The organism is Xanthomonas rydalmerensis, assembly GCF_033170385.1.
Classification (GTDB): Bacteria; Pseudomonadota; Gammaproteobacteria; order Xanthomonadales; family Xanthomonadaceae; genus Xanthomonas_A; species Xanthomonas_A rydalmerensis.
Genome location: NZ_CP126170.1, coordinates 1,058,643 through 1,083,047 on the forward strand (window position 1 = coordinate 1,058,643; position 24,405 = coordinate 1,083,047).

The window sequence follows — 24,405 nt, forward strand, 5'->3', positions numbered from 1 at the left end:
ATTCACGGCAGACGAACTCCACCGTCGACGATGTGCACATCCGGGGCATACGGCGCGTGGACAGCATGGGTGTCGTCGGGGGATTGCTGCAGCCCGGCGACGGTGCTGACGACAAGGCGCGGCGCGCTGCCATCGACCACGTGTAGCGCGGCGGCGTTGCCTGGTGCCTGCTCAAACACATAGTTGCGTGCGGACAAGCCGCTGCCGTCGATGGCGTAAGGCCCGGCCAGGCTGGCCGCCGTGGCTGGCGTTCGCCATGTCAGCGTGCCGTCGGTGGCATCGGCCAAGGTATCGCCACCGACCAGCCCGGTGACGGCGCCGCTCAAATCACCCGGCATCTGTCCAATCTTGAAGTGGGCGATATCTGCGCGGTACGTCAACGTCGCGGGGGTGACATCGGCGGTCGTGGTCGCGCTGGAGTTGTAGCTGTAGTTGTTGGCATCGCTGCCGCTGGCCGTGATGCCGAAGACGCTGACGACTTTGCCGGTACCGACATTCCTGTCGAGGAAGCTGCCGGTCCCGGTGAAGTTCACGGTGTCGCCGGACAACACGCCGGCACTTGCCAGTGTGACCGCATCGGCGGTGGTGCCGTCGTAGACGCGGTTGCTACCGGTGGCATCGACGGTGATGCCGCGCTGGCGGATGTCAGCCGTCGTGTTCGCGGTGGTGTTGTAGCGGTAGTTGCCCGCATCGGTGCCGCTGGCGGTGATGCCGCTGACGGTGACGGTCTTGTTGTTGCCGGCATTCCTGTCGGCGAAGGCCGCCGAGGCGTTGCCGAAGATGACAGTATCGCCCGCCACTAGGCCCGTTGTGCCCAGTGCTGCGATCGTCGCGGACGTGTTGCCGTCGTAGACCTTGTCCATGCCGATCGCGTCGACCGTGATCGTCTTGGCGGTAATATCGGCGGTCGTGTTCGCGCTGCTGTTGTAGCGGTAGTTGTCCGCATCGGCGCCGCTGGCGGCGATGCCGCTCACACTGACCGCCTTCGCCGTACCGACATTCTTGTCGAGGAAGCTGCCGGTCCCGGTGAAGTTCACGGTATCGCCGGACAGCACGCCGGCACTTGCCAGCGTGATCGCATCGGCCGTGCCGCCGTCGTAGACGCGGTTGGTGCCGGTGGCATCGACGGTGATGCCGCGCTGGCGGATGTCGGCCGTCGTGTTCGTGGTGATGTTGTAGCGGTAGTTGCCCGCGTCGGCACCGCTGGCGGTGATGCCGCTGACGGTGACGGTCTTGTTGCTGCCGGCGTTCTTGTCGGCGAAGGCCGCCGAGGCATTGCCGAAAGTGACAGCATCGCCCGCCACCAGGTCAGTCGTGCCCAGTGCTGCGATCGTCGCGGCCGTGCTGCCGTCGTACACCTTGTCCATGCCGATCACGTCGACCGTGATCGTCTTGGCGACAACATCGGCTGTCGTGTTCGCGGTGGTGTTGTAGCGGTAGTTGCCCGCATCGGCGCCGCTTGCGGCGATGCCGCTCACGCCGACCGCCTTCGCCGTACCGACATTCTTGTCGAGGAAGCTGCCGGTACCGGTGAAGTTCACCGTATCGCCGGACAGCACGCCGGCACTTGCCAGCGTGACCGTATCGGCGGTGGTGCCGTCGTAGATGCGGTTGGTCCCGGTGGCATCGACAGTGATGCGGCGCTGGTGGATGTCGGCCGTCGTGTTCGCGGTGGTGTTGTAGTTGTAGTTGCCGGCATCGGCACCGCTGGCGGTGATGCCGCTGACACCGACCGCCTTGGCGACGCCGACGTCCTTGTCGGCGAAGGCGCCGGTGCCGTTGAAGCCCACCGTGTCTCCGACGAGAATGCCGGTGCTGGTCAGTTTCACCGCATCGGCGGTGGTGCCGTCGTAGACGCGATTGGTGCCGGTGGCATCGACGGTGATGCCCAGCGCGGTGATGGTGCTGCTGCTGTTGTCGACGTAGCTGACGGCATAGTTGCCGCCGCTGTTGCCGTCGCTCACGGTGACGCCGTTGATGGTCACGTGCTTGCCGATGCCGACGTTCTTGTCGGTGAAGGCGAAATTGCCGCCAGTGAGGGTGTCGCTGCCGAACAGCCTACCGCCGCTCACTACCGCTGTGCCGATCGCGCTCAGCCCGCCATCGTAGGTTTTGCTGACGTTGCTGCTGCTGACCGTCAGTGCGGCCTGACCCACCGAGAGGCTGCCATTCCTGTAGGCGATGGCGTAGTTGCCAGCGGTGAGGCCATCGGGCGTGATCGTGTAGCCGCCCGCGTTGGTGGCACCCTGCGCATCGCCGGCATAGCGCAGCGCGCCGCCTAGTACCGAGGTGGTCTCGCCGTTGACGAAGCCGCTGTAGATGACGCCGTGCCCGCCCGTGTAAGCGAGGCCGTTGTAGGTCTTGCTGTCGTCGTTGGCGGTGACGGTCAGCGCGGCCCGACCCACCGAGAGGCCGCCATTTCTATAAGTGATGGCGTAGTTGCCGGAGGTGAGGCCGTCTGGCGTGATCGTGTAGCCGCCCGCGTTGGTGGCACCCTGCGCATCGCCGGCGTAGCGCAGCGCGCCGCCGAGTACCGAGGTGGTCTCGCCGTTGACGAAGCCGCTGTAGGTGACGCCGTGGCCGCCCGTGTAAGCGAGGCCGTTGTAGGTCTTGCTGTCGTCATTGGCGGTGACGGTCAGCGCGGCCCGACCCACTGTGAGGCTGCCATTCCTGTAGGTGATGGCGTAGTTGCCGGAGGTGAGGCCGTCTGGCGTGATCGTGTAGCCGCCCGCGTTGGTGGCGCCCTGCGCATCGCCGGCGTAGCCCAGCGCGCCGCTGAGTACCGAGGTGGCCTCGCCGTTGACGAAGCCGCTGTAGGTGACGCCGTGGCCGCCCGTATAAGCGAGGCCGTTGTAGGTCTTGCTGTCGTCATTGGCGGTGACGGTCAGCGCGGCCCGACCCACCGTGAGGCTGCCATTCCTGTAGGTGATGGCGTAGTTGCCCGCGTTGAAGCTGCCGCCGGTAGCCGCGTTCGAGGTGATGGTGTACGGGCCACCGGTGACGCCGGCGCTTGCCGCGGCACCGGCGCTGGTGAGCGCGACATGGCCGATGGTTTCGCCGTTCTGCAGGCCGCTGGCCGTGAACTCGTTGCCTGCAAAGGTGAGCGTGTCACCGTAGGTCTTGCCGGCGTTATTCGCCGTGATTGTCAGGGTGGCGGGGTTCACCGTGAGTGCGGCGGCGTTGCCTGCCGCTTGTGCGAAGGTGTAGTTGCCGTAGTTCGCGGTCAGGCCGCTGCCGTTGATGGCGTAGCTGCCGACATTGCTGGTGGCTGTGGCACCGGTCGCGAAACCGACGGTGCCGGTGGTGGCGTTGGCCAGGGTCTGGCCGTTGACGAAGCCGGTCACCGTGCCGGTCAACCCGCTCGGTGTGTTGCCGTACGTCGTGGTGGCGGTATCGGACAGATAAGTGAGGGTGGCCGGGTTCACCGTGAGTGCGGCGGCGTTGCCTGCCGCTTGTGCGAAGGTGTAGTTGCCGTAGTTCGCGGTCAGGCCGCTACCGTTGATGGCGTAGCTGCCGACGTTGCTGGTGGCGGTGGCGCCGGTCGCGAAGCTGACGGTGCCGGTGGTGGCGTTGGCCAGGGTCTGGCCGTTGACGAAGCCGGTCACCGTGCCGGTCAACCCGCTCGGTGTGTTGCCGTACGTCGTGGTGGCGGTATCGGACAGATAAGTCAGGGTGGCCGGGTTCACCGTCAGTGCGCTGGCGTTACCTGCGGCTTGTGCGAAGGTGTAGTTGCCGTAGTTCGCGGTCAGGCCGCTACCGTTGATGGCGTAGGTGCCGACGTTGCTGGTGGCTGTGGCGCCGGTCGCGAAACTGACGGTACCGGTCGTGGCGTTGGCCAGGGTCTCGCCGTTGACGAAGCCGGTCACCGTGCCGGTCAACCCTGTCGGCGTGTTGCCGTAGGTGGTAGTTGCGATATCGGCCAGATAGGTGAGGGCGGCTGGGGCGATGGTCAGCGTGCCGGGCGTGAACGCGATGTCGTAACCCATCTGGCCGGAATACAGTCCGCTAGCCAACGCGTAGCTGCCGGCATTGATCGCCGGGGTGCCGGTTCTAGCGTTGGCGTCGCCCAGCATCAGGGTCGCATCCACACTGCTCGACGGCCGCCAGTAGCTCGGCGTCAGCGTGCCGAGGATCACGCTGCTGCTGCCAGCAAAGGCGGTGCCGCTGTAGACCGTGCCGAGATTCTTGGCGGTGACCGCCAAGCCTGTCATGAAGGTGCGCAACAGCGGCGCGGTGTCGCCCGCGTAGATCCGCCAGGTCGCGGAGCTGCCGCCGACGGCACTGATCTCCGTGTTCCAGGCCGCAAAACTGGCCGGGTCCATCATCTGCACGGTGGTGAGGCCGGTACCGCCGCCTTCACTGGTGGATTGACCTGTGGTTTCCGTGTCCCAGTAACTGCCGATGATGGTGCCTCCGCGGTAGAGACCGACCAGACCACCGACATGGTTGTTGAAAACACCGCCGCTGGCCGCTCCGGTGGCATAGGTGTTGGTGATCGTGCCGCCCGTTTCGTTGGAGCCAACCAAGCCACCTACGGCGTTGCCGCCGCTGACCATCCCGGTGGCGTAGGCGTTCGCGATCGCGCCAAGGTTGCTTCCGACCAGACCCCCGACATAGTTGTGGTTGGCGCCGCTGACCACCCCGGTGGCATAGGTGTTGGTGATCGTGCCGCTCGTTCCGTTGGAGCCAACCAAGCCACCGACGGTGTTGCCGCCGCTGACCGCCCCCGTGGCATAGGCGTTGGTGAGCGTTCCGCCGTTGCCTCCGACCAGGCCGCCGACGTCATTCTGGCCTGTCACCGACCCGCCGAACAGACCGAGATTGCGGATCGCGCTGCCGTTGCCGGTGACGCCGAACAGGCCGATGTAATCGGTGTTTGGCCAATTGATGGTCAGGTTGTTGATGGTGCGACCAAGGCCGTCTAAGACGCCGGTGAACGGTGTGCCTGAGACGCCAATCGGCTTGAAGCCGTTGTAGGCGAAGATGGGGCGGCCTCGGGCGTCTAACTCAACGCCCACCCATCCGCTCGAGGCGTTGGCGTCGATGTCGTTGCCCAGTACATAACGGCCGGCGAGGCCGGTGTTCACGGCCTGCAACTGATTCAGATCCAGGATGACGGTGTAGAGGTTGGGCCGGTTGCTGGGCGTCACGGTGCCGGTGGGCAGGTCGTTGGTATTGAAGACCTGATTGCCGGACATGCCCAGCAGGTATGGCGTGGTCTGGTTGCCGACGTTGCCCCACCTGGCGGTCGTGAAACCTCCGGGCAGCGCTGCGATCAGTGCCTTGCTCGTCAGGCCGGTACCGCCGCTGCTGGTGGACTGACCGGTGGTTTCCGTGTCCCAGTAGCTGCTGGTGATCGTGCCGGCATTGTTGAACCCGACGAGACCGCCGACGTTGCTGCCGGTGCCGCTGACCGCACCAGTGGCATAGACCTGGCTGATCGTGGTGCCGGAGACATTGTTCCCGACCAAGCCGCCGACATAGTTGCTGCCACTGACCGCACCGGTCGCATAGGCCTGGTTGATCGCGCCGCTGATGTTGTATCCGACCAGACCGCCGACGTCGTTGCTGCCACTGACCGTACCGGTCGCATAGGCTTGGCCGATCGGCCCGCCGTCGTTGATCCCGATCAGACCGCCGACCTCACCGCCGCTGCTGTTGACCGTACCGGTCGCATAGGCTTGGTTGATCGGGGCGTGGTTGTTGTACCCGATCAGGCCACCGACCGTGGCCACGCCGCTGACTGCACCGCTGGCATAGACTTGGCTGATCCGGCCGCTGCTGTCGTTGTATCCGACCAGGCCGCCGATGTTGGCACCGCCGCCGAAGCTGACGTCGGAACCGCCGCGATTGCCGCTGATCGCACCGATGGCGTAGGCCTGGCTGATCGTGCCGTAGTTGTACCCGACCAGGCCGCCTACGCTGCTTAGCCCGGCGATCGACACGCCAAGCAGGCCGATGTTACGGATCTTCGTTGTGGTGTAGGTGTAACCGAACAGGCCGACGTTGCTGGAGCCGGGCCGGTTGATGGTGAGGCCGCTGATGGTGTGGCCGAGGCCGTCGAAGGTACCGGTGAACATCTTGAAATCGGTGGCGTTGAAGCTGTGGCCGATCGGCACGAATCCTGAGCCGATGGCAGAGCCGAAGGTGGAATCCCCCCAGTTGGCCGTGGCGCTGGCGTCGATATTGGCACCCAGCGCGAAATAGCAAGCACAGGCAAGGGCGCCGTTGATGCCTTGCAGGTCCGTTCTGGAGGTGCTGCCGGGGGCACCCAACGTCGTGATGATGGTGTACGACTGGCCGCTGATGTTTAGCGTGTTGCTGCCGCCGGTGAAATCCACCCGGCCGCTCTGGCCCGGCGTGGTATTGACCATGTTGACATTCACGGTGCCGCCGCCAATCGCCGTATCGCCGCCGTTGCTGGTGCTCGGGTTCAGCGCGAGGCCGGCGCTGCCGCTGGCCGTCATCACGGCATTGATATCGATATCGTGGGCGGCGGTGAGCGTGAGCGTGTTGGCGCCCCAGTTCACTACATCATTGACCTGGATATCGCCGCTGCCGCTGGAGTTGGCGCCTTGGCTGGACTGAATGGTGACGTTGCCAGCACCAAGCTGGCTGCTCAAGGTGCCGCCTCTCATGTCGCCACCGCTGAAGGCGATGGTGAAATCGTGCGGATCGATCAGCCAGGTGCCGGCGTTGCCCATGGCGGCCAGGGTGGTGATCTTTACGCCGTCGGCCACCTGCACATGCGCCGCCGAGGTTTCGACAAAGCCGCCGTCGCCGCCGTTCGGCGCGCTGGCGTCCAGCGTGCCGTCCACCTGCGTGGTGCCTGTTTCCATGCCGCCGAGCAGCACAATCCTGCCGGCGCGGTTTTCGACCGTCCGCGCCTGGATCGTGCCGCTGTTGTTGACCAGGCTGGCCAGCAATGAATCCTTCGCGCCGGCGCTCATCAGCACCTGGCCGCCGTCGGCGACGATCAGTTGTTTGTTCTCGGCCAGCGCGTTCAAGGTGCTGGCGTCGATCTGCATGTCGAGCAGGTGGCTGCCGTCGAAACTCAAGGTGACCGCGCTGCCGCCGGTCAGCGCCACGCTGCCGGCAGGCGCGTGGATGGCGCCCTGATTGGACACCGCGTGGCCGAGCAGGGCCACGTAGCCGCCGGGTGCCGCGGTGAGCGTGCCGAGGTTGGTCACGCTGCCGACGCTTGCGCCGGCAAAATGCAACGTGCCGCGACCCAGCTGGCTGTCGCCGACGTCGAGCGTGCTGGCGACCAGGCCGCCCGCGTTGACCTGCGCGCCTTGTCCAAACAGCACACCGTTGGGGTTGATCAGGAACACCTGGCCGTTCGCGTTCAGGTGGCCGAGGATCACGCTGCCGTTGGGGGCGGCGATGCGGTTGACGGCGATGGACTGCGCGTTCGGCTGCAGGAAATTGACCGTGTCCTGCGTGCCGATGTCGAAGCTCAGCCAGTTCAGCGACAGGTTCTGGCTGTTCTGCTGGATGGTGGTGAGGTGATCGCCGTAGTCGATACGGCCGCTGCCGGCGGTGACCTGACCGCCGGTGGGATGGGCCGAGGAGGCCGCCGAGGCGACGACCGTCGGATGGGTGGCGACGATGGCCGCCGCCGGATGGGCTGCATCCATCGCCGTCACGCCGGCTGGCGCGGTAGCGAAGGCCAGCATCGGCAGGCTCAGGGGGAGCGCAGCCCACCAGGCCGGGCGCGTACGGTGCGATGTCGAGGTACGCCCGGGCTTGCCGCGACCGCGGGCGAGTTCGGAAACGACCAGCCAGGTGCGACGGACCTGACTCCAGACCAGCCTGTAGATATGATTCACGCGATTCCCCTGTGGTGCAACGCGGATTTCCCCGAGCAAGCCTCTCTTGGACAGGCTCGGATGAGCGGGGTGGTTAGCTGGGAATTTTGCGTGTGAAGTCACAGTCGACTTGATCTGCTGTCTCAGTTGGGAAGGGGAGGTTGCGGGAATGACGGCGTTGGGTGACGAGCAATCGCTTGCGACGGCAAGGCCACAGCGGAGCAGCGGTTCGCTTTGGTGGGGCGATTACCTGCTTCGCTGTTCTAAAGCAGCGCGCGCCTTCCCGGGAATGGCGACATGGGGGAGCGCGTTGTTTTCGTGGGCAAGACGGCAGGCGGTAGCGCGTTGATGCGCCAGCAAGCCTCAGGGCCAGCGTAGGAGGGTGTTACCGCCTGTCACGATGCGGGTATAAAAGCGGGCGCGCGTCCTGTAGCCTGAGCGCGCGCGGACGGGGCCCGGGATGACCAGCAACAGCACAAGCCATGTCGAGGTCGAGGCAAGCGTTCGCGCGCCGCCGATCCGCCAGCACTTCAGCACACGCGACGTCGCACGAACGCAACAACTGGTGGCGTGGCGTGATCAAACCTCCTCTTTTCTCGATATAGCGGTGTCGCACGCACAGGTGGCTGCCGGGTTTCGCGCCACGCTCGACCATTACCGGGTCGATGGCATGAGGTTTCTCCACGCCTGCACCGACCCGATCACGCAGACCCGCACGGCGCCACAAATTTCCACCGACACCATGCGTGATTATATTTTTCACGTGCTACGGGTGGGCGGCTGCGTCGAAACTACAACCGGCCTGTATCCGCGGCGCAAGGCGCTGCAATCCCGGCCGGGCATCCTGGCGCTGGACATGGGCCAGTCGATGCGCATGGAGCGGGAGTACAGGAGCCAGGTCATGGCCTTGTTCCTGCCGCGCGCACTGGTGGAATCGATGCTGCCCGATGCGGAATCGCTGCATGGCCGCGTGATCGACTCCGCATCGCCGCACGCGCGCATGTTTCTCGGCGAGCTGGAGGCGCTTTCCAGCAGCATCGATACCATGAGCGGGGCTGAAGCCAGCGCGATGATGGCCACATGCGCGCACCTGATCGTCGGGGCCTTCGCCAAACAGTGCGGCCTGAGTGGCGACGCGCGCGCCGCGGTCCGCGCGGCGGTGTTCGGCAGGGTGCGGCGGCATGTCGAGCACCACTTGCACGAGCCCGAACTCTCGCTGGAGAGCATCGTCGATGCATCGCGGCTGTCCCGCGCCGCGCTGTATCGCCTGTTCGAGCATGAAGGCGGCCTGGCCACCTACATCCGCAATCGCCGGTTGCGCGAGGCCGCGGACGAACTCATTCGATTCCCGAAGGTGCCGGTCGTGGAGATCGCTTACGGCCTGGGATTCAGGAGTGCGGCGGATTTCAACCACGCGTTCCGCCGCGCGTATGACATGCCGCCCCGGGACTTCCGCGCCTTGGCCAAGGCGCGCGAGAGCCGGGCATCAGGCCAGCAGTCCGTCGCTTCCATCACGTCGTGAATGGCAAGGACCGACACTGTTGTCTGCGCAAGGCTGAAGAGCGCCCTGATCGACCAGACGCTCTGGCAAGAACCCGAGCCATTGGTGCTGGCCGAAGTTCTCGCCCAAGGGGCGGCGCCACGGCTCGATGACCGTACCGCCTTCAACGGCTTCCATGCCGGGTTCGCAGGGTTGGGCACGCTACGCATTCGGTTCGAACGGTCGCTCGACACCCACCTGACATTGCCCAAACTGGCGGCTTGCGCGGTCATCTGCTTGCATTTCGCTGAACGGCTTTGTTGGCCGTTCCCACAATTCAGTACCACCGGTGCGCGCGAGGATGCGGCTGCGCGGTTGTGGGAGGGACGTCATCCCCGACGCCATGCGATCCAGCCGTATCGCGGTTGCGCGGCAGCGGCGCCTTGCCGGCGTCGCGTCCCGCGTCCGCTCAGCCGAGCCGCCACCAGCGCAGGCCGTAGGCGGGCAGGGTGCCGTTCCAGTTCGCCAGCCCTGCCGGATCGCTGCCGCCGTCGGCGATGGTCTGCCAGTCTCTAGTGCCCAGCGCCGCGGCGACATCCACCACGATCGGGTGGGCGCTGAAGTTGTAGACCGCCACGAAGTCCTCGCCGCGGGCCAGGCCGAGCAGGGCGGGATCGCCAAGCGGCACCGCGCGCAGCGGCTGATCGGCAGCCAGTGTCGCAGTAGCGGCGCGCGCGGTGATCAGGTGGCGCAGGCGGGTGTAGACCTGGCCGGGCAGGCTGGCGGTGTCGTGGCGTCGAGCAGCACGCTCCCAGTCCATGGCTGGGCGATGCAGCCAGCGGCCTTCGTGGCGGCGCAGCGGATCGTCGCGGTAGGTCTCGTCGTTGCCCAGGGCCAATTCGTCGCCCATGTACAGCAGCGGCATGCCCGGCATCGCCAGCGCCACGGCGTACAGCAGCAGCAGGCGGCGCACACCCAGTTCCAGCGCGTCGGCGTCGTCGGCGGCCAGCGCCGCGGCGATACCGGTCAGCGCCGCGCTCATGCCGTTGCTGCCGTGCACGCCATCGCCGCTGCTCTGGAAGGCTTCGCCGCGCGCATAGCTGTCCGGCGTGCGGCCAGCGTAGAACTGGGCGATGCGCGCCAGCGCGAACGGCGCCACGCCATCGCCGCCGGCGGCTTCGCGCTGCAGGACGTTCCAGCCGATATCGTCATGGCAGCGTACGTAGCTGAGCCAGCCGCAGGCCGGCGGTAGCGCCGGCGTCTGCGCGATCGCTGCCTGCACGATGTCGCCGCGCTGCTCGGCCAGCGCCACCCAGCCGGCCGCCATCAGCGTGCTGTGGTAGGCCAGGTGGCATTCGTGGCCGCGCGCGGCGCCGTCGCCGAAGTAGGGCGGTAACTGCGCCATCGGCACGATCGCCTCGGCCTTCAGCAGCACCGCCGGGGCCAGGATGTCGGTAAGCGCGCGCAGCGCCTGCAGGATCGTGTGCGCTTCCGGCTGGTTCATGCAGTCGGTGCCCGGGCGCTTCCACAGATAGGCGGTGGAATCCAGGCGGAACACCTCCACGCCCAGGTTGGACAGGTGCAGTAGCGCCAGCGCCATCTCGCCGAACACTGCCGGATTGCTCCAGTCCAGATCCCACTGGTAGGGGTAGAACGTGGTCCACAGCCACGCGCCGGCCTCCTCCACCCAGGTGAAGTTGCCCGGCGCGGTGTGCGGGAACACCTGGCCCAGGGTGCGCTCGTAGGCATCCACCGCGTCGCGGTCCGGGAGGTGGTGGTAATAGTCCAGGAACCGCCCATCGCCGCGCTTGGCCGCCAGCGCCCAGGGGTGGTCGTCGGCGGTGTGGTTGAGCACGAAGTCGGCGCACAGGCTGATCCCCGCTGCGCGCAGCCGCGCGGTCAGCGCCGCCAGGTCGTCGGTGTCGCCGAGCTGCGGCTCGACCTGGCCGTAGTCGCTGACCGCAAAGCCGCCGTCGTTGTCGCCGGCGCGCGCGCGCAGGAACGGCAGCAGGTGCAGGTAGCGCACGCCCAGTTCCTGCAGGTAGGGCACGCGTTCGCCGACGCCGTTCAAGGTGTCGGCGAAGCGGTCCACATAGGCGCTGTAGCCGAGCATCGCCGGGGTGGCGAACCAGTCGGGCGCGCGCTCGGCATCGAGCTGGCGCAGCGCCGGCGGCCGCGCATTGGCGATAGCCGCCAATTGCGTCAGCCACTGCGGCAGCCACTGCGCGAACGCCGGATGCGTGCCGTACAGCGCGTGCAATGGGGCCAGCAGGCGTTCGCCGTGGCGCTGCAGGCGCGGCAGCAGCACGGCGGCGGCGTCCGGAGGCAGATGCGCCTGCCAGAGGGTGTGGGCGAGCGCGGACAGTGCGGAAGGAGCGGGTGCGGTCATGGGGGGGCTTGGCCGCGCCCCGGGCGGGGCGCGGATGTGCGGTCCTCGTCAGAAGTCGTAGCGCAGGCTGAGGCTGGAGGTGCGGCCCGGGATCGAGCGCGCGCGGATCACGCCGGAGGACGCATCGGCGATGGATGCCTCCTCGGCTTCAGTCAGGCCGAAGGTATCGAACAGGTTGTTGACGTTGAGCGAGACGGTCAGCGCATCGGTGATGCGGTAATCGGCGAACAGGTTGACCTGGGTGTAGCCGGGCATCTTCAACTGATTGCTGTCCTGGGTGTAGGCCGAACTGGTGCCGATCGCGTTGACCCCGACCTGGTAGCGCTCGCCGCGGTAGCTGGGCGTCAGCTGCCAGACGAAGCGTGCCTGCCGCCGTGGGGTATTGCCGGCGTTGGCCGGGGTGATCTGGTCCTTGTCGATGGTGGCATCGGTCCAGGTCAGGCCACCGTTGAGGTTGAAACCACCGGCGCGGTACGCGGCTTCCAGCTCCAGGCCGTGCGCCTTGTAGGTGCGGTCGAAGAAGCGCTGGGTGGTGGCTTCGTAGTTCTGCTCCTGCGTGCGCGCGGCGAAGGCGGTGGCGAACAGGCTCAGCCCGCCGCTGCGCCACTTCAGGCCGCCTTCGAGCTGTTTGACCACGTTCACCGCTTCGTTGGAGGGCACCGAGCCGTCGTCGCGGACCACGCCGAACAGCAGGCGGTCGGCGTTGGCGCGAGCGCCGCGGCTGTAGCGCGCGAAGGCCGCCAGATCGTCGTTGAACATGTAGTTGCCGCCGAACGAGTACGACAGGTAGTTCCAGTCGTAGCGCACCGGCTTGCGGTTTCCGTAGTCGATGGTGGCCACGCTTTGCTCCGGCGCCTCGATCACGCCGTCACCATTCACGTCGACATTGCTGGCCAGCACGCCGCCGGCGGTGTTGCCGCGGGCGCGGCCCATGTCGTAGCGCAGGCTGCCGTCCACGCTCAGCGGGCCCTGGTCCCAGCTCAGCGCCAGATACGGTGCGTTGATGTCGTAGCGCACGTCGTAGTGGCGGGTATTGTCCAGTCCCCAGTACGGCACGCCGTAGGCGTACAGACCGTCCTGCGAGCGCAGGCTGCCGTCTGCGGCGACCACGTCCAGCAGCCGCGGGCGATGCGCCAGCGACTGCACGTAGGAGTTCCAGGTCCAGTCCACGTCGATGGTCTGCCGCGAGGTGTACCAGCCGGCCTTGAGGTTGAGGTTGCCGCCGTCGCCGCTGCCGAAGTCGCGGGCCAGGCTGACATCGTTGACCGCGTTGCCCAGGTCGTTGAGGTGCACGTTGAACAGGTGCGTGCGCAGCGCCAGGCCGGTGTAGGCCTGGCCGGCGTTCGGCCCGTCGACGTAGCGCAGGCCGGCGCCGGCGCCGCCGATGCTCGCCGCCAGCGCGCCGGCATCGGCGACCTGCGCCGGGAACGGCGAGACGAAGCGGCCGGAGGTGTCGGCGATGCGGAACTTGTCGGTCAGGGTCCAGCCGCCACCGACGTCGAACTGCGCCTCGGCGCCGAACGCACGCGACAGCGGGTGCATGCCGTCGCCCAGTTCCACCCGCGAGGGCTTGTTGCCGCCATCGAGGGTGGCGCTGCTGCGGAAGTACGGGCTGTACAGCGTGTCGGTGCCCGGATCGAAGCCGTCGATGCTGCCGAAGTGCGGTGCGCCGTCGCGGCCGCTGACCCGGGTCGGCACCGGCAGGTAGCCGGCGGCACGGTCGTTGAGGTACTTGGCGTAGACGCGCACGTAGCCGTTGTCGAACAGCCGGGTCAGATTGGCCTTGAGTTGGCCGCCCTTGTCGGTGGTGTAGCCGGCATCGCGGATGCCGTCGCCACGGCGATAGAAGCCACCGACGTTGAACTGCCAGTGCTCGGCGAACGGTGCGCCGTAGTCGAAGTCCAGGCGCGTGTTGTCGTAGCCGCCCAGGCCGCGGGTGAGGCCGACGCTGCCGCCGGCGGTCTCGCCGGTCTTGCTGATGAAATTGATGATGCCGCCGGGCGAGTTGCTGGCGAAGGTGGAGGCCGAGCCACCGCGGATCGCCTCGATGCGCTCCAGGCTGTAATCGGCGCGCAGGAAGATGTCGGCGTTGCCGAAGGCGATGTCGCCGAACTCCAGCACCGGCAGGCCGTCTTCCTGCAACTGCAGGAACTTGGCGCCGCCGGAGGCGACCGGCAGGCCGCGCACGGCGATGTTGGCGTTGCCTTCGCCGCCGCTGGACTCGGAACGGATGCCGGGGATGTTGCGGAAGATCTCCGCGGTGCTGCGCGGCGCCGACTGTTCGATCGCCTCGGCGCCGACGGTGCTGACCGAGACGCTGGATTTGAGCTTGCTCTTGGGCGTGGCGGTGCCGGTGACGAACACCGAGTCCAGGCTGACCACGTCGTTCTGCGCCGCCGGGGCGTCGGCAGCGGGGGTGGCCTGTTGCGCGAGCGCGGCCGGGGCGGACAGCGCCGTGGCGACGGCCAGGGCCAGGGTCTGCAAGCGGATCGAAGGGTGGTGCATCGCTGTCTCTCCCGAAGCGAGGGTGCAGTTGGCGGCGGCGCGCCAATGCCGCAAACGGGCAGGACACGGCGCGAACGGTGGGTGCGGCGGGCTACAGATACGGCTGCCTGCAAACGATTGCAACTTGCAGTGCAGCAAATCCGGTCGCCGTACCGTTCGCTCTCTTTCAAACGGGATTAGGTTGCATTTTGCATGGTGCAACGCAGCGTTACAAACGATTGCAGGCGCAGCGACACTCCGCTCCGCCGCCGCGGCACGCCTCCCGCGTGTCCGACCCCTTCAGGCCGATGCCGATGCTCATGCGTTCCGATCGTCCCCTGCTTCCGCTCTCGCGCGTGCTGGCGCTCAACGCCGGTTTCTTCGGCGTGCAGTACAGCTTCGGGCTGCAGCAGAGCAACATGAGCCCGATCTACAACTACCTGGGCGCCGACCACGCCAACCTGCCGTATCTGTGGCTGGCCGGCCCGATCACCGGGTTGGTGCTGCAGCCGGTGGTCGGCGTGCTCAGCGACCGCACCGTGACCCGCTGGGGCCGGCGCATGCCGTACATGGTGGTGGGCGCGTTGGTCTGCAGCCTGTGCCTGCTGACCATGCCCTTCAGCGTGGCGCTGTGGATGGCGGTGGCCCTGCTATGGATGCTGGATGCGGCCAACAACGTGGCGATGGAGCCGTACCGTGCGCTGGTCAGCGACGTGCTGGCGCCACCGCAACGGCCGCTGGGCTACCTGACCCAGAGCGCGTTCACCGGCCTTGGCCAGACCCTGGCCTACGTCACCCCGCCGCTCCTGGTGTGGCTGGGCATGAACCAGGACGCGGCCAACGCCCACCACATTCCCTACGTCACCATCGCCGCGTTCGCGATCGGTGCGGGTTTCTCCGCCGCGTCGATCCTGCTCACCGCGCGCAGCGTGCGCGAGCCGGTGCTGCCGCCGGCGCAACTGCAGCGCTTGCGCAGCGCCGCGGTCGGGCCGCTGGCGACGTTGCGCGAGATCGTCGACGCGGTGCGGCAGATGCCGCCGACGATGCGGCAGATGGCGCCGGTGATGCTGTTCCAGTGGTATGCGATGTTCTGCTACTGGCAGTACATCGTGCTGTCGCTGTCGACCACCCTGTTCGGCACCACCGCGGCCGATTCGCATGGCTTCCGCGAGGCCGGCCTGGTCAACGGGCAGATCGGTGGCTTCTACAACTTCGTCGCGTTCCTGGCCGCGTTCGCGATGGTGCCGGTGGCGCGCCGTTTCGGTCCCAAGGCCACCCATGCCGTGTGCCTGGTCGCCGCCGGCCTCGGCATGTGCCTGCTGCCGTCGATCCACGACCGCTGGCTCTTGCTGCTGCCGATGATCGGCATCGGCCTGGCCTGGGCCAGCATGATGGGCAATCCCTACCTGATGCTGGCCAACAGCATCCCACCCGAACGCACCGGCGTGTACATGGGCCTGTTCAACCTGTTCATCGTGCTGCCGATGCTGATCCAGATCGTGACCCTGCCGCTGTACTACGACAGCCTGCTGCACGGCGACCCGCGCAACGTGATTCGCCTGGCCGGCGCGCTGATGCTGGCGGCGGCGGTGGCGATGGGGTTGGTGAGGGGGCGGGATTCGGGAGTGGGGATTCGGGATTCGTAAAGCGGTGGAGCCGGGATTCGCGCGTCGGGAGTCGGGATTGGAAAAAGCCGGTTCAGCCAGGACACCCTCAGCGCGCAAGTCCCGCTTTTACGAATCCCCAATCCCGACTGCCCAATCCCGGCCCCTCACGCAGACTCCCGCACCACCAGACTCACCGGCAACTCCACCGATTCCACTGGCGTGCCGCCGATCAGGTTCAGCACGCCGTCCACCAGCAGGGTAGCGGCGTGTGCCAGATCCTGGCGCACGGTGGTCAGTGGCGGCTGGCTGTAGGCGGCCAGGGGGATGTCGTCGAAGCCGACCAGGGCGATGTCCTGCGGCACCCGGTGGCCTGCTTCGATCAGGGCGCGAATCGCGCCCAGCGCGATCACGTCGGAGGCGGCGAAGACCGCATCCGGCGGGTCGGTCTTCTTCAGCATCGCCCGGGTCAGGCGATAGGCGTCCTCGCTGAGGAAATGGCTGCGCGCATGCAGCCGCGGGTCGAACGCCAGGCCGTGCGCGTCGAGCATGCGCCGGTAGCCGGCGAAGCGCGGTGCCACTTCCGGTAGCTGTTCGTCGCCGAGGAAGGCGATGCGTCGGCGGCCGTGCTCGATCAGGTGCGCGGTGGCCAGTTCGCCGCCGCGCAGGTTGTCGCTGCCCACGCTGGCATAGGCCTGGCCGTCGATGCGGCTGCCCCACACCAGCATCGGCAGGCCGCCGCGCGCGGCGGCGTCGAGCGAGGCGTGCTCGTGGCTCTGGCCGAGCATGATGACGCCGTCGGCGCGGCTGCTCTGCGCCAGGTCCTCGACCCAGTGGTCCTGGTGCTGGTCCAGCTTGGACAACAGCATGCTGTAGCCGCGCGCGGTCAACGCGTCGGCGAGCAGCGCCAGCATGGTCATCATGAACGGGTCCGACAGCGGCTGCTCGTGCGCGTGCATCAGCGGCACCGCCACGCAGACGATGTTGGAGCGGCGCGAGCGCAGGCTGCGCGCGACCGGGTCGACCCGATAGCCGGCATCGCGCGCAAGCTGCTTGATGTAGGCGCGGGTGCGTTCGGCGACCACCGGATTGTCGGCCAGCGCGCGCGACACCGTGGATTCGGACACGCCGGCCATGCGCGCGATGTCGGCCATCTGCAGGCGCGCGGCGGGCGCGCCGGGTTCGGGTTTGTCGGACATGCGGAGCGGGCGCGACGGACGAAACGGAACCGTCAGTGTATGCCAGGCGCGCGTCGCGGCGCTGCGCATGGCTAGGGCGTGTCATCAATTCCCGAGCATGCCGCGCCGCGATTGCGCGCGCCTGTGGCAAGGAAGAGCGAGGAAGTGGACGTCCGTCCACGCCCGAGCGATGACGCGGCCATGGGCGCGCGCAATCGCGGCCCTTCGGGTTGGGCCTGGCAGGCGCGCGGCCGGCGCCGCGCGGCTTGACTTGACGGCCAGTCAGGCGCTGCGCCACGCAACGCCGGCCGCGCGCCTGCCAGACCCAACGCGGCATACTCGGGAATTGGTGACACGCCCTAGGCCATGTGCAGGCCGCCGTTGACCGCGTAGTCGGCACCGGTGACGTAGGCGGCCTCGTCAGAGGCCAGCCAGGCGCACAGCGCGGCCACTTCCTCGGGCTTGCCGAGCCGGCGCAGCGGCACCGAGCTGGCCAGGCGATCGAGCACGTCCGGCGGGAAGCCGCTGATCGCTGCGCTGGCGATGTAGCCGGGCGAGACGGTGTTGACGGTGACTCCGCGCGAGGCCACTTCCTGCGCCAGCGCGCGGCTGAAACCCTGCATCGCCGCCTTGGCGGTGGCGTAGTTGATCTGCCCGATCTGGCCCTTCTGCGCGCTGACCGCGCCGATGTTGACGATGCGGCCCCAGCCGCGCGCGGTCATGCCGTCCACCACCTGCTTGGTGATGTTGAACAGCGCATGCAGGTTGCTGGCGATCACCGCCTGCCAATCCTCGCGCCCCATCTGCCGGAACAGCATGTCGCGGCTACCGCCGGCGTTGTTGACCAGCACGTCGATCTCGCCGACCTCGGCCTTGACCTTGGCGAACGCGGCCACCGTGGAATCCCAGTCGGTGGCATTGCCCTCGGAGGCGATGAAGTCGAAACCGAGCTCGCGCTGCTCGCGCAGCCACGCCGACTTGCGTGGCGAGTCCGGCCCGCAGCCGGCGACCACGGTGTGGCCATTGCGCGCCAGCTTCTGGCAGATCGCGGTGCCGATGCTGCCCATGCCGCTGGTGACGTAGGCGATTCTGAGGGTCACGGTGAACTCCTTCGGAGTTGGGATTGGGGATTGGGGAGTCGGGATTGGATGAGCGCGCGGGCAGTTGCTTCTACGAATCCCGAATGCCCAATCCCCAATCCCGGGCAGCGCTCACTTGGCCAGCGGGAACAGGCCGAACAACAACCCGCCGCCCATCAACACCAACGAAATCAACACCGCCCACTTCAGGGTGAAGCGCTGGTGGTCGGCGAAGTCGACCTTGGCCAGGCCGACCAACAGGTAGGTGGACGGCACCAGCGGGCTGAGCAGGTGCACCGGCTGCCCGGCCAGCGAGGCGCGGGCCATTTCCACCGGGGTAATGCCGTAGTGGCTGGCGGCTTCGGACAGGATCGGCAGCACGCCGAAGTAGAAGGCGTCGTTGGACATGAAGAAGGTGAAGGGCATGCTCGCCAGCGCGGTGATGACCGCCAGGTACGGGCCCCAGGCGTCGGGGATCACCGCCAGGAAGCTGCGCGACATCGCCTCGACCATGCCGGTGTTGGACAGAATGCCGGTGAACACGCCGGCGGCGAAGATCAGCGACACCACCGACAGCACGTTGCCGGCATGGTTGACCAGGCGCCGGCGCTGCTCGGCCAGGTTCGGGTAGTTGATCAGCAGCGCCAGCGCGAAGCCGATCATGAACAGCACCGGCATCGGCAGCACGCCGATCACCAGCGCCGCCATCAGCGCCAGGGTCAGCACCAGGTTCACCCACAGCAGCCGCGGCCGCTTGATGTCCTCGGCGTCTTCCACGGTGGGCAGCGCCTCGCCGTCGTCGGCCACGCTGCCGTCCATCCAGGCATCGCCGGGCAGCGTCACCACGCCGAGCCGGCGCCGCTCCTTCAGGCCCAGGTACCAGGCCAGCAGCAGGATGCCGACGATCGCCAGCGCCATCGCCGGCACCAGCGGCACGAACACGTCGGCCGGGTCCACGTGCAGGGCGGTGGCGGCGCGCGCGGTCGGGCCGCCCCACGGCGTCAGGTTCATCACGCCACCGGCGAGAATGGTCACGCAGGTCATGTTCAGCGCGTTCATGCCCAGCCGCCGATACAGCGGCAGCATCGCCGAGACGGTGATCATGTAGGTGGTGGAGCCGTCGCCGTCGAGCGAGATCAGCAGCGCCAGCACCGCGGTGCCGACCACGATCTTCATCGGGTCGCCCTTGACCAGGCGCAGGATGCGCCGCACCAGCGGATCGAACAGGCCTGCGTCGATCATCACCCCGAAGTACAGGATCGCGAACATCAGCATGACGCCGGTGGGCGCGATCTTCTTGATCCCCTCCAGCATCATCTCGTTGATGCCGGTGCCGAAGCCGCCGGCCAGCGCGAACACGATCGGCACGATGATCAGCGCGACCAGCGGCGACAGCCGCTTGCTCATGATCAGGTACATGAAGGTAATGACCATTCCGAAACCGAGCGCGGTCAGCATGGAAGTTCCTCAGGGTGGTGCATGAAAGAAAATGGACCCGACAGCGAAGAATCTAAAAAATCGAAACCGACCAAACGTCACATCGCACGATGCCGCCGTTGCGAATCCCGAATCCCCACTCCCCAATCCCGGCTCTCAGAAGTCATACTGAAACCGCCCCGTGATCGCCCGCGTGTGGTCCAGCGTCACGCCAGCCAGGTGATCGCGGTTGCGGCTATCGATCAGGTTGAGCATCAGCCGCAGGTTCGGCTTGAGATACCAGTTGCCGGCCAGCGTCCACGATGCGGTGGAGGCGTCGAGCAGGTCCGGCTGCCCGTCGCGGTGCTGCTCGCCCCACATGCGGTCGTAGCGCAGCGCCAGTTCGAAGGCGCCGTACTTGTGGTTGACCTGCTTGATGCGGGTGAAGCGGCCGGTCTTGCGGTCGTAGCGGCGCGACTCGCCGGTGGCGAACCAGCTGACGAAGCCGTAGGCGGCCATCACGTCGGCGCGCTGCGCGCCGTCGTCGAACACCCCGCCGCTGAATTCGCCCTGCCACGACAGTGGCCCGCGCACCTGTGCGTACTCCAGCGACCACTTGTCCACGTCGGTGTCGCGGCCGTCGGCGAAGCGTGCCAGGGTGACGCGGCTGTCGTCGGACAGGTGGCCGGCCGGGCGCGGGCGGATGCTCAGCGCCGGTGCGCCGCCGGCGCCCGGGTGGTCGTAGTGCTCGTGCGCCAGCGACAGGCCCAAGTGCAGCACGTCGCCGTCGCGCGCGCCCGGCGCCCAGGTGCCGCGGCCGCCGAACGCATGGCCGCGGACGTTGGAGACATCGATGCTCTGCAGGCTGTAGACGCTGGCCGCCCAGGTGGTATCGGTGCCCGCGGCCTGCCACGACACCGCCTTGCGGTACAGCGGCGCCAGCGTGCTGCCCGCGCCGCTGCGCTCCAGGAACTGGCCGAAGTTGGAACCGGTGCGGTCGTCGAGAGAGAAGTACTGCTTGAACTGGCCCACGGTCAGCATGCCGGCGCCGAACGTGCGGGTGATGTACACGTCCTTGGCCTCGATGCCCTTGCCATTGAAGTCGTCCTGCAACCCGGCGAAATCGCCCTCGACCTTGTAGCCGAACCCGAAGAACTTGCCGGACACGTCCAGCCACAGGCGGCGGATCTCGGTGTCGTCGGGGTTGGGCGTGCCGCGATGGTCGTTGTCGAAGTGGGCGAAATCCCAGTGCAGGCGGCCGCCGAACTCGGCGGTCACCGGGCCATCGTCGTCGGTGGCGGCGCGCGCCGATCCGGCCAGGCACAGCAACGCGCAGGCGCTGCCCAATGTCAGAGTCTTCAGTTCCACGTCCCCTCCCAGGTGCGTGTCGCAGCGATTGGATCGGTCCGCAAGCAATCGCCGCGGACCGGCATGGACGCAGCCTAGTCGGGCATAGCTGTCATCGACCTGTCGGTGGGGCCGGGATTGGGGATTCGGGATTCGGGATTGGTAAAAGCGCTCTGCGCGCTGTCTGCCCGGACGTAGGCGCGTTAGCATCCGCGTACGGAGCCGCTCTTGCGAATCCCCAATCCCGAATCCCCAATCCCCGCCCCAATGCGCCTGCTCCTGGTAGAAGACAACGCCGATCTCGCCGATGCGATCGTGCGGCGCATGCGCCGCAGCGGGCATGCGGTGGATTGGCAGCGCGACGGCTTGAGTGCGGCCGGGGTGCTGCGCTATCAACGCTTCGATCTGGTGGTGCTGGACATCGGCCTGCCGGGGCTGGACGGGTTGCGCGTGCTGGCCGGCCTGCGCGAGCGTGGCGATACCACGCCGGTGCTGATGCTGACCGCGCGCGATGGGATCGAGGATCGCGTGCAGGCGCTGGACGTGGGCGCCGACGATTACCTGGGCAAGCCGTTCGACTTCCGCGAGTTCGAGGCGCGTTGCCGGGTGTTGCTGCGGCGCAATCGCGGCCAGGCCAGCGAAGTGGTGCAGCTCGGCGGCTTCGCCTTCGACAACGCCGCGCACAGCGTCAGCCTGGACGGCGCGCCGATCGAACTGCCCAATCGCGAATACCGCCTGCTGGAGATCCTGATCGGCCGGCTCGGCCAGGTGGTGGGCAAGGACGAGATCGGCAACGGCCTGTTCGGCTTCGACGACGAGGCCGGGCCGAACGCGATCGAGCTGTACGTGGGGCGCTTGCGCAAGAAGCTGGTCGACGCGCCGTTGCGCATCGTCACCGTGCGCGGCGTCGGCTACAAGCTGGAGGCGGCCGCGACGCCCCCGGATCCGGCGGCAGCGGACGCCGATGGCTGAGGCCGCGCCGCCGCCATCGATCCGGCGCACCCTGCTGCGTTACCTGGGCGCGCTGTCGCTGCTCGGCGCGGTGGCGCTGTTCTTCGTCGCGCGCGACTACGGCCAGCGTGCCGCCAACCGCTCCTACGACCACCTGCTGGTGTCCTCGGCGCTGTCCATCGTCGATTCGGTGGCGCTGGCCGGCGGCCAGTGGCAGGTGGACCTGCCGTATGCGGCGCTGGACCTGTTGGCGATGGCGCCGGAGGACCGGGTGTTCTACCGCGTGTTCGATGCGCGCGGGCGCACCATCACCGGCTACGACGACCTGCCGGCGGCGCCGTCGCTGCCGCGCGCGAGCGCACCGCCACGCTTGTTCGACGCGGTCTACAGCGGCGAGCCGGTGCGCTTTGCGGTGGTGTCGCGGCGCGTATCCTCGGCGGCGGCGCAGGACCAGGTGTGGGTGCAGGTGGGGCAGACCCGCCGCGCACGCGAGGCGCTGGCGCAGGACGTGGTGCTGCACGCGCTGGTGGCGATCGCGCTGTTGTCGCTGCTGGCCTTGGCGCTGGTGTGGCTGGGCGTGTCGCGCGCGCTGCGGCCGCTGCGCACGCTGGAGCGCGAGTTGTCGCGGCGCGAACCGTCCGAGCTCAAGCCGGTGGCCGCGACCGCGCCGCAGGAGATGCAGCAGATGGTGGCGGCGCTGAACCGCTTCATGGCGCGCCTGGCCGGCAGCAACGAGACCTTGCGTGCGTTCATGGCCGAGGCCGCGCACCAGATGCGCACGCCGCTGGCGGCGCTGCGCGCGCAGGCACAACTGGCGCTGGACGAGGACGACCCGCACGAGATGCGCCGCAGCCTGGAGGCGATCGAGCGCAATGCCACGCACATGAGCCGCCTGCTCAACCAATTGCTCAGCGATGCCAGCGTGATCCACCGCTCCAACCTGCAACGCTACGCCAGCGTCGACCTGGCCGAGGTGCTGCACCAGGCATTGCATGAGGCCCTGCCGCAGGCCGCGCCGCGGCCGCGCGTGCAGTTGGCCATCGCCAGCGAACCGGCGCTGGTGCGTGGCGATGCGTTGCTGTTGCGCGAGGCGATCAAGAACCTGATCGACAACGCCTGCAAGTACGGCGGCGATGGCGCGCTGCAGGTGGCGCTGACCTGCAGCGCGCGCGATTGCGTGGTGACCGTGGCCGACCACGGCCCGGGCATCGCCGCGGCCGAGGCCGAGCGCGTGTTCGAGCGCTTCGTGCGCGGCGAGGGCGCGGCCGCCGGCGGCGCCGGACTGGGCCTGGCGATCGTCAAGCGCGTGGTCGAGGCCCATGGCGGGCGCATCGACCTGTCCAATCGCGTGGGCGGCGGCCTGATCGCCAGCCTGCACTTGCCGAGGCTGCATCCATGACCCTGCCCGCGCTGCTGCGCCGTCTGCCGCTGTTATTGACCGTGCTGTTCGCCGGCAGCGCCCTGGCTGCGCCCGGCGACGTGCGCCGCTTCCCGGCGCAGGGCGCCGCCACCGCGCAACTGTGCATCCAGGGCTCGACCGACATCGAGGTGTTCGCCGCGGTGATCGGCGACTACCAGCGCCTGCATCCGCAGACCGAGGTGATCTACCAGGACGCGATCGCCTGGGACATCTACCAGCGCTATCTGCATCCAGGCCCGGGCCCGCGCTGCGCCGATCTGCTGATCAGCGCCAGCATGGACCTGCAGACCAAGCTGGTGAACGACGGCCACGCGCTGGCGCACCGCTCGCCGCAGACCGAGGCGCTGCCGGCGTGGGCGCAGTGGCGGCACGAAGTGTTCGGCATCAGCTACGAGCCGGTGGCGATCGTCTACAACACCGCGCGGTTGCCGGCCGTGCAGGTGCCGCGCACCCGCCGCCGGTTGCTGGAACTGCTGCGCGCGCCCGGCCTGCCGCTGCGCGGGCGCATCGGCACCTACGACGTGGAGCGCAGCGGCGTGGGCTACCTGTTCGCGACGCAGGACAGCCAGCTCGGCAGCATGGCCGGGGCGCTGCTGGCGGCGATGGGCGACAACCAGGTGGTGCTGGAGGAGCGTACCGGGGTGCTGCTGGACAAGGTCGCGCGCGGCGAACTGCTGCTGGCCTACAACGTGCTGGGCTCGTACGCGCAGGCGCGCATCGATGCCGGCGCGCCGCTGGCGATCGTGCAGCCGGAGGACTACACCCTGGTCGCGCTGCGCACCGCGGTGATCCCGCGCGACAGCCCGCATGCGGCCGAGGCGCGCCGCTTCCTGGATTACCTGCTGTCCCCGCGCGGGCAGCAGGTGCTGTCGCGCGAGGCGCGGCTGCAGCCGATCCTGCCGCAGCCGGGCGTGGCGGCGCAGGGTGGGCCGGCCGCCGCCGCGGCGTTCCGCCCGATCGCGCTGGGGCCGGGGCTGCTGGTGTACCTGGACGCGCTGAAGCGGCGCCAGTTCCTGGACGCCTGGCGCAGCAGCATGCAGCAGGCCCCGCCGCACTGAGCTAGGGCGTGTCACCCCTCCCCGAGCATGCCGCGCCGCGATTGCGCGCGCCTGTGGCAAGGAAGAGCGAGGAAGTGGACGTCCGTCCACGCCCGAGCGATGACGCGGCCACGGGCGCGCGCAACCGCGGCCCTTCGGGTTGGGTCTGGCAGGCGCGCTACCGGCGCCGCGCGGCTTGACCTGACGGC

At 68.0% G+C, this 24,405-nt stretch carries 12 protein-coding genes and 1 pseudogene; 6 read left to right on the forward strand and 7 right to left on the reverse strand.

The genetic code is table 11. The features are described from left to right. Nucleotides 1-2: 2 nt before the first annotated feature. Complete coding sequence (locus tag QN245_RS04490; RefSeq protein WP_317844670.1) at nucleotides 3-7,832, reverse strand: YDG domain-containing protein; 7,830 nt, start codon at nucleotides 7,830-7,832, stop codon at nucleotides 3-5. A gap of 439 nt (nucleotides 7,833-8,271) precedes the next feature. Between QN245_RS04490 and QN245_RS04495 the strand changes: the two genes are divergently transcribed. Beyond that, nucleotides 8,272-9,333, forward strand: a complete 1,062-nt coding sequence (locus QN245_RS04495; RefSeq protein ID WP_184447123.1) for a helix-turn-helix domain-containing protein — start codon at nucleotides 8,272-8,274, stop codon at nucleotides 9,331-9,333. A gap of 153 nt (nucleotides 9,334-9,486) precedes the next feature. Continuing rightward, nucleotides 9,487-9,612: pseudogene (locus QN245_RS04500) on the forward strand (IS5/IS1182 family transposase); the annotation flags it as partial. A 148-nt stretch (nucleotides 9,613-9,760) separates the two neighbouring features. Here QN245_RS04500 and QN245_RS04505 read toward each other — a convergent pair. Further along, nucleotides 9,761-11,680, reverse strand: coding sequence for an alpha-amylase family glycosyl hydrolase (locus QN245_RS04505; protein WP_317844671.1), 1,920 nt, complete (start codon nucleotides 11,678-11,680; stop codon nucleotides 9,761-9,763). Between the two features lie 48 nt (nucleotides 11,681-11,728). Beyond that, nucleotides 11,729-14,185, reverse strand: coding sequence for a TonB-dependent receptor domain-containing protein (locus tag QN245_RS04510; RefSeq protein WP_160971055.1), 2,457 nt, complete (start codon nucleotides 14,183-14,185; stop codon nucleotides 11,729-11,731). Nucleotides 14,186-14,484: 299 nt separating this feature from the next. Here QN245_RS04510 and QN245_RS04515 point away from each other — a divergent pair, with 299 nt between their 5' ends. Then, complete coding sequence (locus tag QN245_RS04515) at nucleotides 14,485-15,810, forward strand: MFS transporter (protein ID WP_167088041.1); 1,326 nt, start codon at nucleotides 14,485-14,487, stop codon at nucleotides 15,808-15,810. Between the two features lie 125 nt (nucleotides 15,811-15,935). On the opposite strand, the gene QN245_RS04520 is transcribed toward QN245_RS04515, so the two are convergent. The 4 genes from QN245_RS04520 to QN245_RS04535 all read right to left on the reverse strand — a co-directional run bounded on the left by QN245_RS04520 (nucleotide 15,936) and on the right by QN245_RS04535 (nucleotide 20,809). Further along, nucleotides 15,936-16,967, reverse strand: a complete 1,032-nt coding sequence (locus QN245_RS04520; protein ID WP_317844672.1) for a LacI family DNA-binding transcriptional regulator — start codon at nucleotides 16,965-16,967, stop codon at nucleotides 15,936-15,938. 338 nt (nucleotides 16,968-17,305) lie between these two features. Then, nucleotides 17,306-18,046 (reverse strand): acetoacetyl-CoA reductase, encoded by a 741-nt coding sequence (phbB, locus tag QN245_RS04525; protein WP_010344527.1) that lies wholly within the window; start codon nucleotides 18,044-18,046, stop codon nucleotides 17,306-17,308. A gap of 111 nt (nucleotides 18,047-18,157) precedes the next feature. Then, nucleotides 18,158-19,483, reverse strand: a complete 1,326-nt coding sequence (locus QN245_RS04530; protein WP_160965242.1) for a CitMHS family transporter — start codon at nucleotides 19,481-19,483, stop codon at nucleotides 18,158-18,160. Nucleotides 19,484-19,618: 135 nt separating this feature from the next. After that, complete coding sequence (locus tag QN245_RS04535; RefSeq protein ID WP_317844673.1) at nucleotides 19,619-20,809, reverse strand: OprO/OprP family phosphate-selective porin; 1,191 nt, start codon at nucleotides 20,807-20,809, stop codon at nucleotides 19,619-19,621. A 246-nt stretch (nucleotides 20,810-21,055) separates the two neighbouring features. On the opposite strand from QN245_RS04535, the gene QN245_RS04540 reads away from it, so the two are divergent. Genes QN245_RS04540 through QN245_RS04550 form a run of 3 tightly spaced genes read left to right on the forward strand, consistent with a single transcriptional unit; the run spans nucleotide 21,056 to nucleotide 24,217 of the window. Further along, the gene (locus tag QN245_RS04540; RefSeq protein ID WP_317844674.1) at nucleotides 21,056-21,760 is read left to right on the forward strand and encodes a response regulator transcription factor; all 705 of its coding nucleotides are present in this window, start codon (nucleotides 21,056-21,058) and stop codon (nucleotides 21,758-21,760) included. Further along, on the forward strand, nucleotides 21,753-23,138 hold the full coding sequence (locus QN245_RS04545) for a sensor histidine kinase N-terminal domain-containing protein (protein WP_317844675.1): 1,386 nt from the start codon (nucleotides 21,753-21,755) through the stop codon (nucleotides 23,136-23,138). Before QN245_RS04540 ends, QN245_RS04545 begins: the two co-directional genes overlap by 8 nt. Beyond that, on the forward strand, nucleotides 23,135-24,217 hold the full coding sequence (locus tag QN245_RS04550; protein WP_317844676.1) for an ABC transporter substrate-binding protein: 1,083 nt from the start codon (nucleotides 23,135-23,137) through the stop codon (nucleotides 24,215-24,217). Before QN245_RS04545 ends, QN245_RS04550 begins: the two co-directional genes overlap by 4 nt. Nucleotides 24,218-24,405: the final 188 nt, after the last annotated feature.